Source organism: Cryobacterium ruanii, assembly GCF_004404055.1.
In the GTDB taxonomy this organism is placed as follows: Bacteria; Actinomycetota; Actinomycetes; order Actinomycetales; family Microbacteriaceae; genus Cryobacterium; species Cryobacterium ruanii.
This window is the reverse complement of sequence record NZ_SOHK01000004.1, coordinates 1-15,195: the sequence shown is the minus strand read 5'-3', so window position 1 is coordinate 15,195 and position 15,195 is coordinate 1. Positions and strand designations below refer to the sequence as shown.

Here is a 15,195-nt window from a genome sequence, read left to right as displayed (position 1 = left end):
CATGAGCGGTGAGTGCTGCTGCTTCAAGCCCCAAGGATGTCGGGAATCGGCGAGAGTGCCTGAGATCGTGAATGTCCCGTATGCGGAGCAGGCACTTGTTACCGGTTGCCGATTGGTAGAGTGTGACCTCCTGTTCCCTCTCTGAAAGGTCCGCATGCCAAAGCTGCGACCGGGTACTGTATCTGTAGTGCTCGTCAATTTTCGGGGCGCCAGTGACACGATTGAGGCGTTAGAACACCTGAAACGACTGAACTGGCCTATCGACAGGCTCGAGATCGTCGTGGTCGAAAACGGTTCCGGTGACAGCAGCGCTGCAGAGATTCGCACGGCAGCGCCACACGCAAAAGTTGTTGAATCGACAAAGAATACTGGTTTTGCGGGTGGGTGTAACCTCGGCGTTTCCCATAGCAGTGGCGAGTACATTGCCTTCCTAAACAACGACGCGAAGCCTGATCCTGACTGGGTTCGGGCGGCCGTTAGCAAATTCGAAGAGTCGCCGCTTATCGGCGCCGTTGCAAGTAAGGTCGTGGACTGGGACGGAGTTCTGGTTGACTACATTGGTTCCGCTCTAACTTGGTTCGGCATGGGGTACAAGCCCGAGACGGGCCAAGCCCTGCCGCTCGGGCAAGACAGCCCTCGAGACGTGCTATTCGGTACAGGATCAGCGATGTTTGTCCGTCGCTCCGTGTACGACGCGCTGGGAGGCTTCGACGAGCGATTCTTCATGTTCTTCGAAGACGTCGACTTGGGGTGGCGATTGAACTTGCTGGGATGGCGCTACGTCTATGTTCCCGAGTCTCTCGCCTTTCATAAACACCACGCTTCGATGACACAATTTGGGACGTTCAAAGAAACGTATCTCCTCGAGCGAAATGCAATCTTCGCCCTATACAAAAATCTTTCGGATGAGGGCCTTCAGGCGGCTCTGCCGGGTGCGCTGTCGCTGGCCGTGCGGCGGGCAGTGGCACGTGGCAACTTGGACTCGACGTCTCTGGACATTCGTAAGCCTGGTGGAGACTCCGAGATGGACCAATCGGTGGCCAAAGAGACGCTCGCGGGAATTTTTGCCATCGATCAATTCGTCGAGAATCTGCCGTCCCTGGCGCAGTCACGCGCAGAGATTCAATCCACTCGAGTCGTGTTTGACGGATCGCTTCAACGACTCTTTGGCAACACTGACGCGCCGTCGTACGAGGGCGGCACCTACCGGGAAGGCTACGAGAAGATCGTCGAGTCATTTTCCGTTTTGCAGCCGCCAGCTGTAGTTCGAGTTTTGATTGTCACTGGGGATCCCATTGGTGCGAAGATGGCGGGTCCCGCTATCCGCGCGTGGCACATCGCCGAGACCTTGGCCCATACGCATGACGTCACCTTGGTGTCCCTGGCAGGGCTCGAGCCGATTGATGCTCCGTTCAACATCGTGCACGTGCGTTTGGGTGACCAGAAAGCCATGGCCAAGCTTGAAGCATGGACAGACGTTATCGTCTTTCAAGGTCTCGCAATGGCGTTATTCGAGTCGCTACGATCTTCAACGAAGATCATCGTCGCGGATGTGTACGATCCAATGCACTTAGAGCAGCTGGAACAAGGTCGAGAGTTGCCTGCTGAGCAGTGGAATAGGCAGGTGCTCGATGCCACTGAAGTCCTCAACGCCCAGCTCAGTCGTGGTGACTTCTTTCTATGCGCTTCCGAGCGTCAACGCCACTTTTATCTCGGGCAGCTCGCGGCACTAGGACGTATCAATCCCGCCAACTATGAAAATGATCCTGATCTCGAAAACCTCATCGCGGTAGTTCCATTTGGCCTTTCGAGCACTCCTCCCGAGCATTCCCGGCCCGTACTCAAAGGCACGCTAAAAGGCATTGCAAAAGAAGACAAACTCCTCCTTTGGAGTGGTGGACTCTACAACTGGTTCGATCCGAAAACCCTGATTCGCGCAGTGGCCGCACTCTCTGAAAACCACGAGAATGTTCGTCTATTCTTTCAAGGGACGAAGCATCCACATCCGGGCGTACCCGAGATGAGAATCGTAGCGGAATCGCGCGCGCTTGCATTGGAACTCGGTGTCCTCGACCGGTCAGTTTTCTTTAACTCATCGTGGGTCGATTACTCGGATCGACAAAACTATCTCACCGAGGCTGATGTCGGTGTGAGCACTCATTTTTCCCATGTGGAAACAACATTCTCTTTTCGAACGAGAATCCTGGATTATCTCTGGGCTGGGCTGCCCATGGTTGTCACTGAGGGCGATCATTTTGCGGAACTCGTGAAGAATCGAAAACTCGGAATCGTTGTGCCTGCCGGAAACGTTGAGGAGCTCACTGCGGCCTTGGAAAAAGCGCTTTTCGATGAGCAGTTTGTTGCCGAGGCGAAGGCGAATATTCACGCGGTGCGGGAGGACTATTTCTGGCATCGGGTGCTCGCCCCCTTGACGCAGTTCCTTAGCGAGCCACGTCACGCTCTTGACCTTGTCGCTCGCGGCAAAGTTCCAGCCGACGCGCTCCTAGCAGTGATACGACCACATTCCCGCGTGAAGAAGTTTGGCATCAGACATGATGCAGGTCTATTCGTTCACTATCTTCGTGAATCTGGCCCGAGGGTCGTGTTTCAGAAGGTCCAGAGCCGACTCAGACGTGGGTGATCTATGCGACCTTGGCCGCCTCAACCGATGAGTGAGATCGCATTTGTGGCAAACATTTGATCGAATCACTCAGCGCCCGATATCGGTGGGCGGTGGGTGTCTGAGGATAGTCCCCACCGAGCAGGCCACCAGAAAAGGGGCTCTTCGCAATTGAGGGTGTAGTTGAGGTGCGCGTAACGGTCACGTCGTTGGGCTGAAAGGAGTCGAGGTCTTCCCATGATGGAAGTTCCAACACCGCCCATCGGGAAGATCTCGACATGTCCGAGACTACTTTTGCTAACCCGGATCTGACCATCTTTTGTCGTCTGGACAAGCTTGGCCTTCGAGCCGTCGGGCAGCACCTCGACCGCGGTCGTGCGGTGCTTGTGGGCGGCGTTGTCGCGCGTGACGATTGGTGCCACCACTTTGGCTGTCAGGGCGTGCCACGAGATGCGGTCATTCGTCGCCTCGCCCATGAACCGTTGGGCCGCATCGACGTCGTCGTGATAGGCGGCTTCACCAGCTATAAAACCGCCGCGACCGCGGAACTCCCGGAGGCGGTTCCGGTGATGGATCCCTTCCACGTCGTGCGCCCCGCCGGCGACGCTCTGGACCGCTGCCGGCAACGAGTTCAACAGCACATTTTTGGCCATCGAAGGCACGTGGGAGATCCGCTACATACCGCCCGGCGGACCCTGCACACCGGTTGTGATCTCCGCACCGACAAGCAGCAAAGCCGGCTGCCCTGTTCGACGACGACGCGCACCTCGAGGTTCAGGCGACCTGCGGGATCAACCAGCGCAGTGTCGCCGCCTACCGTAACCCGAACAAGACGTCTGGAAAGGCCGTGATGCAAGCGGTGATCGACTCGATCAGTCACGATGTCCCCCAGCTCCTGACCGAGCTCCACCGTCTCGGCCGGACCTTCAAACAGCGCGTCACCGACATCCTCGCGTTCTTTGACAGACCGGAATCTTCGAACGGCCCGACCGAAGCCATCAACGGACACTTAGCACATCTCCGCGGCACAGCCTTGGGCTTCAGATATCTGACGCACTACATAGCCCGATCATTCCTCGAAGCTGCGGGATTCCGACCCCAATTACGCCCTTCATTGCGAGGAGCTACTAATGCCTGGAAGGCAGGAGAACAGCATGGGGGACACAATCATTCTCAGTTGCGCGCACTTCTGACATAGGGTAACTGAGGAGCCGGTGCATACTCGGCACGATTGAGGAGATGTTATGCGTTTGAGTGTGCGAATTACGGCGGTCGGATTTGCCCTGGCCGCGATGCTCGGGCCGATGTTCGTCGTTACGCCGCAGGAGGCGCAGGCGGTTGTTGGTTCGCAATTCGATCCAGGAAATATCGTGTCCGACGAGGTTTTCTACAACCCCGTGGCGATGTCCCAGACTGAGATTCAATCTTTCTTGGAGACCAAGATAGGTAACTGCCTTAACTTACTTTGCCTCAACGTGCTTCGCGTGGACACTCCCAATGTTGCAGCTGAAACATATTGTGGCTTCTACCAAGGCGTGGGCGGTGAATCCGCCGCTGCCATCATCTTCAAAGTACAACAAGCGTGTGGGATAAGTGCCAAGGTGCTGCTCGTGACGCTGCAGAAGGAGCAAGGCCTTGTTACGCGTTCGTCTCCCTCGGACGCTATCCTTCGGAAAGCAATGGGCATGGGGTGCCCCGACACGTCCGTGTGTGACGCTCAGTACTACGGCTTCTTCAATCAGATGTATGCCGCGGCACGCCAACTCAATCGATACAACAACGGCAGCTTTACGTACATCAAAGTTGGCCAGTACAACAACGTGCGCTGGAATCCCAATGCCGCCTGCGGGGGCTCTTCCGTGTTGATCCGCAACAAGGCCACAGCAGCCCTTTACTACTACACGCCCTACCAGCCAAACGGAGCGGCGCTGGCCAACGTTGGAGGGCTGGGCGACGGTTGCTCGTCCTACGGCAACCGTAATTTCTGGGTTTACTTCAGCGACTGGTTTGGATCGACGCAGTCAGAGATCGGTGGCAATTCGATCCGTGCCGCTTACGCTGCTACCGGCGGTACTGGCGGAGCTCTGGGCAGTGCAACGAGTAACATGATCCCGATGTCCCACTACGGTGGAGGACTTGGACAGGCGTTTCAGAACGGATCCATCTACTGGAGCCCACGCACAGGAGCACGGATCGTCAGCGGGAACATGCTTCCCTACTACTTCAGTACAGGTGGAGCAGCCGGCCCGCTGGCCTGGCCAAATAGTGGTTCGTCTGTGATTTCGCAGAATGGTGGCGGCACGGGCCAGTCCTTTCAGAATGGCTCCGTATATTCGTCCCCAACAGCGGGGACGTGGAGCGTGAACGGTTCGATTCGCACCGCTTACTGGAATCAGAATGGCTCCGCCGGACCGTTGGGTTGGCCAGTGGCCGAGTCCCTGTCGATCAGTGCAGGCGGCGGCGGGACCAGTCAGGGCTTTCAAAACGGTTCAATCTATAACCGAGGTACAGGTATCGCTTTTGCGACATCGGGTGCCATTCAAACCCGTTACATCGCTTTGAACGGTCCTTCTGGTGCTCTGTCATGGCCGGTAAGCGCGATAATGACTGTCAGTGGGAATGGTGGTGGCACGGCGCAGCAATTTGCCGGCGGTTCAATCTATTCATCACCGGTAACGGGGACATGGGAGGTAAAAAGCGGCATTCGGGACTTCTACTTCTCGGCCAACGGTTCAGCTGGTCCTTTGGGCTGGCCGACGGCCGCCTCGATTTGTGCGAACGTGACGTCATGTTCGCAAACGTTCCAGAATGGTGCGGTCAGCTGGTCTAGCGGGCCGGGCGGCCGTTTGACGTCCTCGGAAATTGCGGCCGCCTATGCGAACGCGGGAGGAGAGAGCGGTGAACTGGGCAGAGTTACGAGTGGGATACTCGTGGTGGCAGAGAATGGCGGAGGTCTAGCTCAAGCCTTTGAGAATGGATCAATCTATTCGAAGCCGTCCGCCGGAGCTTTTGCCGTTTCAGACAATTTGCGCACTGCCTATTTTGCTCGATCCGGGGCGGCAGGCCCTTTGGGCTGGCCCCTTGCCGCCGCCGATTGCTCACGTGTGGGCGGAGGGTGTGGCCAGAAGTTTGAAAAGGGTTGGCTGTACGCAACACCCGACGGCGTCTCATGGACGAGCGTGCCCGAAATCGACTCCGTCTACGCCGCCCAAGGCAGCCACCTTGGGAATCTCGGACGGACTACAAGTGGGCCAATGACCATTCCTCAGAATGGCGGGGGCCTCGGGCAATCGTTCGTCGGTGGTTCCATCTATTCGACTACGTTGACGGGCGGTTTCGCGGTCTCGGGCGCAATCCGGCAGCTCTACTTCGAACTCGGCGGATCAGCCGGCTCGCTTGGATGGCCGACCGGGGCTCCAACCTGCGGAGGTTCCGACGGTGATTGTATTCAGGCGTTCCAACGTGGCTCGATTGTTACTTCGAAGAAGTCTGGCACAAGAGTGGCGCTACCAGCCATCGAGGAGCTCTACGCGGACTTGGGAGGTCAGAACGGGGAGCTCGGCATTAGAACGAGCACGCTCATGTCAATTTCACAGAACGGTGGTGGATTTGGTCAGGCGTACACTCGCGGGTCTATCTATTCGTCATCTGCGGGAACGCAAGCTGTGACGGGCAGTATCCGAGACTTCTACTTCGCTCAAGGTGGCTCAGCCGGCGGAATTGGATGGCCGACTAGCGCAGCCGTGTGTGGGCAGCCCCTCGGCGGATGTGCCCAAACATTCCAAGGTGGAAGAATTACGTGGTCGCCGGATGGTGGCGCCCGATTGAACTAACTGGGACGAGCGGCGCGCGCGGTCGTCTGGATCTCGGAGCCTTTCAGCGTTTCGGTCGAAGCGCTGGATGGACTGGCTGGATCGCGCTAATGACCTAAGCTTCTAAAGGTCATTTAAAGTGACTACGGTGTCGTCGCAGCAAACAGTGTGCTAACCACCGTTGCCAGCGAACCATCGAATGAGGTAATCACATGCAAGAATCCGGTCGACACTTGGCGCAGCCATTTGCGCGGGTCCGCGTATGGTTCCGTGATGTCACCGCGCCTACCGCAGGAGACCTGCCGAATCGCCGTGTCCTACTTGTCTTCCCTGCACTGCTTGTCCTCATTATGATCGCGCTCGTTGCGACTGGTATCAATGGGTCGTCGACCGGATACATGAATTCCTACTTCAGCCTGGACGAGGACCCCGCCCTTCTTTCGGGTGAGCCGCAAAGCATCCGCAGTGATGAGTGGTTGGTCCAAAGCGCCTGGACAATATCGCAAGTGGAGCAGGGACTGCCCGTCACGAACCAAAGCTTTCCAGGCGGGATGGACGCAACGGTTCAGCACGACCTCCCGTCTTTGGACTGGTCGGTCGCGTTCAGACCGCACTTGTGGGGCTTCTTTCTTTTGCCACTCGATCAGGCCATGGCTTGGAAGTGGTGGTTTCCCGGGTTTGCCCTCATGGCCGCTTGTTACGTGTTTGTCGTGAGTATGCTCCCCCGGCGACCACTCACTGCAGCGGCGCTGTCTGTCGGCTTTTTCTTTGCGCCGTTCTTCCAATGGTGGTATCTCTCGATTACCTTTTGGCCAGCAGCTTGGTCGTTCTTGGTCATGTCTGCGGTAATCTGGTTGGTTCGAAGTCCGCGGCCGGTCAACCGAATAGTGTGGCCAGCATTGGTCGGATACGTCACGGTCACCCTTGGAATGGGAATCTACGTCCCATTCATCATCGCAGCGGTTCTCATGGCGCTAGCCTTTGGGGTTGGATTCGTATTAACTTCCCTCGACCTGCGGTCGGGAATATGGGAAAGATTGAAAGCAGTGTCTCCGTTGTTGATCGGCGGAATTATGGCAGTGTGTGTACTTGGTATTTGGATATTAACCCGCCTCGATACGGTTGAGCGGTTTCTGGGCACCGTTTACCCTGGTGAGAGGCTCCAAACGGTTGGGCAGAGTACCCCACAATCCTTACTCGCACTTTTTGGGGCCCCGTTCACTGCCGGCCTTGGCGACACTAGTGGAGCGCCGTTTTCCTCGAATACCTCGGAGGCGTCCACCTTCTTCTTGCCTGGTCTGTTCCTCGTCCTGGGCTTCGGCTGGCTACTGGCTCGCGCTTGGACGAATCATCGGCGCATTGACTGGTTACTTATCGCCTTGCTTGCCCTGGGCGGCCTCCTTGCAGCGTACCTTCTGATTCCTGGGTGGGACTCGTTGGCACACCTGCTACTGCTGGATCGCACCACCATCGGTCGCATTGGGCTTGCGTTCGGTTTGCTGTCGGTCGTGTCGATCGTTGTGATGGCCAACAGACTAGACACGCTCGCCAAAGAAGGGCGAGCGTTCCTACCCTGGTTCGTGACATGGGCTGGAGTCGCTTTGGCAGGGCTCGCAGCGGCAACTCTCATCATTTTCCTGTATCGCCGTCAATCCCCTCTCCTTCTAGCTCACTGGCAATGGGTGCTTCTCATCGGGCTTTTTCTGGCGGCGGTCTTGTGGTTCTCTAGAGGACGAGTGTTCGCGGGCGCGGTAGCCTTCCTCATCATCTCCCTTGTGGGCTCAGGAGGAGTGAACCCGGTGTACGTCGGGGTTTACGACCTCAATGACACGAAATTGATGTCTGAGGTGAAGGCCGTCGACGGTGGCGACGGTGGGACGTGGGTTGGAGTTGGCGCGTCATTTCTTCCCACTGTCACACTCGTTCAGTCCGGGCTGCGGTCCTACAACGGATTTCAAAGCGCTCCAACACCGGAGATGTGGAAGCAGATCGACCCAACTGGCACCTACGAGCAATACTGGAATCGATTGGCGAATGTGAGTTGGGTGGCGGGCGTGGGCGCACCAAGTGCATCGAACCCCGCGGCGGATCAGGTCCGACTTACCTTCGACTCATGTGCCGCCTTCGCACAGAAGTACGTTTCATTCGTTCTTACCGACGAGCACCTCACGCAAGATTGCCTAGTTCTGGAGCGGTCGCTGAAACAAGGTCCTACGAATTTCCGGATCTATGAGGTCGTGCGTCCCTAAATGGCGGCGAGAGTCAGAGTCCCAGGTTGGCCATGGCAACAATGTGGCGAGCTATTTCTAGCGCGCTTGTCGCGGCCGGCGAGGGGGCATTGAGCACGTGAACCTGGCGCGCAGCCTTCTGAATTATGAAATCGTCGGCGAGTGTCCCGTCCGGCAGAATCGCCTGAGCGCGTACCCCGGCTCCAGCGCGCACAATGTCCTGAGCTGAAATATTCGGCACGAGCCGAGCAAGGCTGCTAGCAAACAACGTCTTCGATAAGGAGCGTGCGATTTCTTTCCCGCCCGTAAGCACGTTGCGACTAGCTAGTTTGAGAAATCCCGGGTAGGCGAGTGTACTAACAGTATCCCGAGCGTTGAATTCGTTCCAGCTATATCCTTCGCGCGCTAATGCGAGAACGGCGTTTGGACCCGCATGAACTGACCCGTCAATCATCCGAGTAAGGTGCACGCCGAGGAATGGAAGTTTGGGATCTGGTACGGGGTAGATGAGGCCGCGTACGAGGTTGCGCTTGCTGGCTGCCAACTCATAATATTCGCCGCGGAAGGGTACGATCCGAGCCAATGGTCGAAGGCCAGCCATTGTCGCGATCCGGTCGCTCTGGAGACCGGCGCAATTGATCAGTACGTCCCCTGAGTGTGATCCATTGTCACAATCCACGGTGACATTGCGATCAGAAACTCGGATACCAACGACCTCGCTGCCCAAGATCAGCTCAGCGCCATTTCGATTCGCGAGCTCCGCAAGTTTGCGAGTGACCGCGCCATAGTCGATGATGCCTGTCGACTCGATGCGAAGAGCGGCGATAGCGGCGACATTTGGTTCAAACTCGCGTGCTTCAGCCGCAGAGATGAGGCGCGCCGGTGCGCCGTTGGCCAATGCCCGATCGTACAGCGCTTGCAGCCGCGGAGATTCCTTCTCGTTAACGGCCACGATCAACTTGCCACAGGCTTCAAATGCGATCTCGTGCTCTCGCGCAAAGGCGAGCATCGATTTGTTCCCCGCCGTGCACATTGTGGCTTTTAGTGAGCCTGGCTTGTAATACGGTCCAGCATGAATGACACCTGAATTGTGACCGGTTTGGTGTGCGGCCCAACGCTCTTCCTTTTCGATCACAGTCACGTCCGCACGTCGCCGAGACAAGAGTTCGGCGACAGCAAGCCCGATAATGCCTCCACCAATAATTATTATTCGAGGGGCACTCATCGGTTTCCATTCGATCCAGGGATGAAGCCTCTAGCCTACAGTCGGCGCGCTGGACCATCCGCTTGGTGCATAGACTGAGCTATGTGCTGTTCGCGCACAGGTAGAAGAGATTGAGGATTTGTTGTCAGATATCGTTTCGCTCGGCCAACCGACAGTCGGGGATGAAGAGCTCAAAGCGATCGCCGAGGTGTTCGCATCGGGATGGCTTTCCGGGGCAGGTCCGACCTGCGCCAAATTTGAGAAGCGATTTGCTGAGATCACAGGAACCGATGACGCACTCGCAACAAATAACTGTGGCGCAGCTCTTCACCTTGGGCTTACCGTACTTGGTGCTGGGCGCGGGGACGAAGTAATCGTCGGTGACTACACTTTTCCCGCTACAGGACACTCAGTAGCCTGGACCGGGGCGACACCGATCTTCGCAGACATTCGTTCCGATATTTGGAGCGTGGATCCGGCAGCGGTGGAGGCGGCCATCACCCCCCGCACGGTCGGGATCCTCGCCGTTGATGTGTTCGGTCAACCGGCCGACTACGATGAATTGCAGGCAATCGCTGACAAGCACGGACTTTGGCTAATGGAGGACGCCGCCTGCTCGGCGGGTGCCAGCTACAAAGGCCGCCCCGCCGGGAGCCTGGCCGACATCGCAACGTTTAGCTTTCACGGGCGTAAGGGAATCACCGCTGGGGAAGGCGGTGCCCTAACCACGAACCGGGCGGACCTCGCCAATCATGCGCGGAAGCTGCACACTTACGGAATCGCCCCGGCCCTGTCGAGGGAGGGGAGCGCGGATCTTCCAATCCCAAACTTCGACGAGTTGGGTTTCAACTATCGAATGTCTGATGTCGCTGCGGGTATCATGCTGGCGCAACTTGAACGTCTGAACACTTTGGTGCAATCCCGCCAGCGAGTCGCCGACCAATACGGCACGCTTCTTGCCGACATCGACGGCGTGCAAGCACCGGTTGCTCTAGCCGACCGTGTGCACCCTTGGCAGTCCTACGTAGTCACGCTCGACGCTACGGTCGACCGTGGAAAAGTAGCCGCGTACTTAAAGGCGCATGGAATTCAGTGCAACTTTGGAACGTACGCCTCACACGTCCAACCGGTGTACGGCTTCTCTGGCCACCTGCCCGTAAGCGCAGACCTCTTTATGCGCCATCTTGCAATACCTATGCATGCCAACTTGACCGAAGACGAGGTCGACAGGGTCGCGGGGACCTTGCGCGCGGCCATGGCGTCCTAAGCCCGACCAAGATCTACCAACAAGATATTAGAAGGAACAAGACAAGTGACTGCAGTTGACAAAAACGAGACCGTATTCATCACAGGTGGGGCAGGCTTTATAGGCCTCCATGTCGTTGAACAGCTCCTGGAAAAGGGCTATAAAGTACGCATATTTGACAACATGGTACGTGGTAACCGTGACGCGGCGAACGCGCTTGTTGCCCGCGGCAACGTCGAAGTCGTTGACCAAGATGTGCGGTCCGGTGTCGCCGTGGCTGCGGCGATGCGTGGTTGTAGCCGTGTCGTGCACCTCGCTGCTGACTCAATCAATAAGAGCGTGGCTGACCCATTCAGCTCACTCGACGGGAACATCGTCGGTACGCACAATGTTATTGCAGCAGCCGCGGATCAGGGCATCAAACGCATCGTGTATGCCTCGAGCGCCTCGGTCTATGGTGACCCGGAAAAGTTGCCGATGCACGAGGATGACGCGCTGAGCCCACTCACTCCGTACTGTATTGGAAAGCGCACCGGAGAAGATCTCTTGGCGTACTATCAGCGTAAAGCTGGCCTCTCCTGGATCGCACTGCGCTTCTTCAACGTGTATGGTCCCGGCCAGAAGACGACCGCGTACTACACGTCGGTCATCAACCACTTCGTCAACCGCCTACGCAACGGCGACGCGCCAGTCATTGACGGTAAGGGTGATCAGTCCATGGACTTCATTCACGTGCACGACATTGCACGAGCTGTTGTATTAGCCGTCGACTCCGAACGGGGCAACCTTCCCATCAACGTCGGCACAGGAATCGACACCAGCGTTGCCGCCCTCGCTCGAATTCTGATCGACGCGATCGGAGTTGACGTTGAACCGATCTTCAACCCTCGTAATGTGCTCGTCAGCCGCCGAGCAGCTGATGTTCAGCGCGCGAAGGATGTCATCGGCTTTGAGTACACGATTCCAGTCAATGAAGGCATGACCGACCTGATTCGATTCGAAACCCAGAAATAGTGACCGGGCAGATACCGGGTTCCATTCCCGCCAACCCTTATCATGAGCAAGCGTGGATCATCGGAAAACCGACTATCGGGGCAGGAACGTGGATTGGCGCTTTCACCGTTATTGACGGTTCTGGCGGCCTGACGATCGGTGAGGGCTGCGATATCGCATCGGGGGTGCACATTTACACGCACAGTAGCGCAATGCGCTGCGTCTCGGGTCGTGAGCAGCCGATGGTGGACCGGTCGTCAGTCAAGATCGGAAACCGGGTATTCATCGGAGCGAACGCTGTCGTCAATATGGGTGTAGTGATCGGTGATGAGGCGATTATCGGAGCTGGTTCTGTTGTGACGAGGAATGTTGCTGCTCGCACGGTCGTTGCAGGCGCCCCAGCGCGGGTGATCGGGCGCGTCGACTTGTCTCATCGAGCCTACCCTCGTGTCCTCCTCGGAATTGGAGACGAGAGTTGAGAATCGTAGTCGTCAACAACTTCTTCCCGCCTAGACCGGGAGGGTCCTCCCATCTGGCCGACCATCTTGCAAAAAAATATGCCGCGGCAGGGCACGACGTTCTTGTGCTGACCGCTAGTTATAAAGATGCAGCCGCGGAAGAGTTTCGGGACGGTCTGAGCATCGTGCGAATACCTGCCTGGTCCCTACCCAAGACACGTTTTGCTGCCAATTTCGATATCGCATTCACGGTGTCATATAAGGCGAAACGAACCGTCTACGACATTCTCGATCGCTTCGAACCAGATGTGATTCACCAGCACGGCCAGTTTTTTGACCTAACCTGGCTGTCTGGCGCGTGGGCACGCAAGCATGCCGTGCCAACCCTTCTCAGCATCCACACGCGGCTATACAGCCCGAGTCCTGTAAATAATCTCATCTATCGCACCGCCGACGCCATACTGGTCAATCCCTTGATGAAGCTCCACCGACCAATGCTTGTGGTCATGGATGTTCTCATGGACCAGTACATTCACTCCCGGTACCGACGCTCGATTTCAGGGAAGACCTATATACCGGTAGGTATTGATCCAACCATCTTGCGAGGCGGCAACGCAGACCTTGCCAGGAAAAAACTGGGTCTCGGTTCCCGCCACATTCTTTTGTCCCTGGGGCACGTGATACCGCAACGTAGCCGAATGGCTCTCGTTGAGGCCCTTCCGCGAGTGCTGGAATCATATCCGGATGTCGCCGTGGTGGTTATCGGCAAGGTCTACCACGATGAATTCCTGCATCGCGCGAAAGAGCTGGGTGTCGAGCACGCGATTCTTGCTGTAGGGGCTCTTCCGCAGAGCGAAGTACCTGATTACTTGGCTGCTGCCGATCTCGAGGTGCACGAGCTGGAAGGTCAAGGGTTCGGGACGGCGAGTTTGGAAGCGCTTGCCGTTGGAATTCCCGTGGTGGCCGCGATTCGTTCAGACAATTTCGTTGAATTTGAGCTTGAGGATCGGCGTCACCTGTTTATCGCCCCGTTCTTCAGTTCTAAGGACGAACGTGCGGACCCGACCACGCTGGCTACTACAATCATGGCGGTGCTCGCCGATCCAGCCGCTGCGCGCACCCAGGTTGCCGAGCATGCCCAAAAGCTTATTGATGATCATTTCACGATTGACATAGTTGCACGCAAGCACCTGTCGGTGTTGACGGATCTGGTAGCTGTTGAACGATAGGCCCCAGATGACACTACAAATGACACAGGCCCTGGGGAAGCCTATTTTTTTGTCAAGCGGCGAGTTGGTGTTTAGTTTCGTAGAGGGTGTCGTCTCGGAGCATGGCGAAGAGAACATCACGGCGGCGTCGGGCGAGTGCGATGGGGGCTTGGTTGTGGCGTTTGCCTTGGGGGATTTTTCGGTCGTAGTAGGTGCGGGAGGCGGGGGTCTCGGAGTGCTGCGAAGGCGGGCAAGAACAGGGCGCGTTTGAGGATCTTGTTTCCTCGGCGGGAGGGATGTTCGCGGCGGATTGAGCTGCCGGAGCGTCGGGTCACGGGTGCGAGGCCGGCGTAGGAGGCGAGGTGGCCGGCGGTTTCGAAGTGCTTGCCGGTGACCTCGGTGAGGAGCCGGGCTGCGGTCCTGACGCCGACTCCGGGCATGCTCGTCAGGACGGGCGAAAGAGGGTGGGCCTCCACCAGCTTCTCGACCTCGACGATGATGTCGGACCGTTGCCGGCGTAGGGCCGCGAGCTGTTCGGCCAAGCGCGGCAGGACCGTCGCGGCGGCATGGGTACCAACGACTACGACGGTTTGATCGCCCAGGCGGTGGCCCATGCGTGGGGCCAGCTTCAGCAGCCGGATGGCCATCCGCGTGCGGCGGGCCGCTTTCACCGCCGCCGGCGACGGGTAGCGCTGGAGCAGATCTAGCATCGCTGGGTGGTCCAGATGCGGGCCCACGACCTGCTCCAATGCTGGGTGAATCTGCGGGAGCAGCCCGCGAATTCGGTTGCTTGTCGCGGTCATCTGACCGAGGATGTCATCGTCAAAACCGCATAGCATCGACAGTTCCGCGACCGCTTCATCGGCCAGCTGAATTGACCGAAACGCATGCGGCAGCGTCCGGGCGGCCTGGGCGATGATCGTGGCGTCGTGGGAATCGGTCTTCGCCTCACCGGGGTCAAGGCCACCTCCACCCCGGAGAGTGGACACGGGTTAAGCGGCGAGTTGGATCTCTGCGGCCCGTGACGGGTATTGCACTTCGAAGTCCACGGGCGTGACGTGCCCGATCGAGGAGTGTCGGCGCCGACGGTTGTACCGGTCCTCGATCCAGTCCGCGACGCCTTGGATCGCGCGGGCCCGTGTCGGCCAAACCCGGCGGTAGTAGAACTCGGTTTTCAACGTCGCGAAAAAGCTCCCGGCCATCGCGCTACCCAGCAAATTCCTGTGTATCCCATCGACCGAGTGATGCCGTTCTTGGCGGCGAAGAGAGTGATCTGTTCCGACGCGTATTGGGCAGATTCAACCGGCCGTCGCAACACCGGTGATTACGCTCAATAATAGCTCGTTCATCGCTTCAGCTGGTGTCTTGAATCCGAGTGTTTTGCGAGGGCGTTCGTTCAGGGTTTTGGCCACTCCTTCGAGATCGA

The 15,195-nt window shown here is 57.6% G+C and carries 8 protein-coding genes and 4 pseudogenes; 8 read left to right on the top strand and 4 right to left on the bottom strand.

The window, feature by feature from the left end; all coding sequences use genetic code 11:
- Positions 1–154: 154 nt before the first annotated feature.
- The 4 genes and pseudogenes from E3T47_RS00805 to E3T47_RS00785 all read left to right on the top strand — a co-directional run bounded on the left by E3T47_RS00805 (position 155) and on the right by E3T47_RS00785 (position 8,681).
- A complete protein-coding gene (locus E3T47_RS00805; RefSeq protein WP_134553766.1) occupies positions 155–2,641 on the top strand; it encodes a glycosyltransferase in 2,487 nt (828 codons plus the stop codon).
- A gap of 470 nt (positions 2,642–3,111) precedes the next feature.
- Positions 3,112–3,731: pseudogene (locus E3T47_RS00795) on the top strand (transposase); the annotation flags it as partial.
- Between the two features lie 133 nt (positions 3,732–3,864).
- Entirely contained in the window at positions 3,865–6,453 is a 2,589-nt protein-coding gene (locus E3T47_RS00790; protein WP_134553764.1) for a hypothetical protein, read from the top strand.
- Between the two features lie 191 nt (positions 6,454–6,644).
- Complete coding sequence (locus E3T47_RS00785; RefSeq protein ID WP_134553763.1) at positions 6,645–8,681, top strand: DUF7657 domain-containing protein; 2,037 nt, start codon at positions 6,645–6,647, stop codon at positions 8,679–8,681.
- A gap of 13 nt (positions 8,682–8,694) precedes the next feature.
- On the opposite strand, the gene lhgO is transcribed toward E3T47_RS00785, so the two are convergent.
- Complete coding sequence (gene lhgO / locus E3T47_RS00780) at positions 8,695–9,885, bottom strand: L-2-hydroxyglutarate oxidase (RefSeq protein ID WP_134553762.1); 1,191 nt, start codon at positions 9,883–9,885, stop codon at positions 8,695–8,697.
- 118 nt (positions 9,886–10,003) lie between these two features.
- Here lhgO and E3T47_RS00775 point away from each other — a divergent pair, with 118 nt between their 5' ends.
- Genes E3T47_RS00775 through E3T47_RS00760 form a run of 4 tightly spaced genes read left to right on the top strand, consistent with a single transcriptional unit; the run spans position 10,004 to position 13,790 of the window.
- Positions 10,004–11,131 (top strand): DegT/DnrJ/EryC1/StrS family aminotransferase, encoded by a 1,128-nt coding sequence (locus E3T47_RS00775; protein WP_241981828.1) that lies wholly within the window; start codon positions 10,004–10,006, stop codon positions 11,129–11,131.
- Between the two features lie 45 nt (positions 11,132–11,176).
- A complete protein-coding gene (locus E3T47_RS00770) occupies positions 11,177–12,124 on the top strand; it encodes an NAD-dependent epimerase/dehydratase family protein (protein WP_134553761.1) in 948 nt (315 codons plus the stop codon).
- Positions 12,124–12,582: an acyltransferase gene (locus tag E3T47_RS00765; RefSeq protein ID WP_198416563.1), complete on the top strand. Its 459-nt coding sequence runs from the start codon at positions 12,124–12,126 to the stop codon at positions 12,580–12,582. Before E3T47_RS00770 ends, E3T47_RS00765 begins: the two co-directional genes overlap by 1 nt.
- Complete coding sequence (locus E3T47_RS00760; RefSeq protein WP_134553760.1) at positions 12,579–13,790, top strand: glycosyltransferase family 4 protein; 1,212 nt, start codon at positions 12,579–12,581, stop codon at positions 13,788–13,790. Before E3T47_RS00765 ends, E3T47_RS00760 begins: the two co-directional genes overlap by 4 nt.
- Positions 13,791–13,842: 52 nt before the next feature.
- Here the strand turns inward: E3T47_RS00760 and E3T47_RS00755 are convergent.
- From E3T47_RS00755 to E3T47_RS16190, 3 pseudogenes are all read right to left on the bottom strand, one after another.
- Positions 13,843–14,761: pseudogene (locus E3T47_RS00755) on the bottom strand (IS110 family RNA-guided transposase); the annotation flags it as partial.
- Positions 14,762–14,806: 45 nt separating this feature from the next.
- Positions 14,807–15,006: pseudogene (locus E3T47_RS00750) on the bottom strand (integrase core domain-containing protein); the annotation flags it as partial.
- 61 nt (positions 15,007–15,067) lie between these two features.
- Positions 15,068–15,195: pseudogene (locus tag E3T47_RS16190) on the bottom strand (IS30 family transposase); the annotation flags it as partial.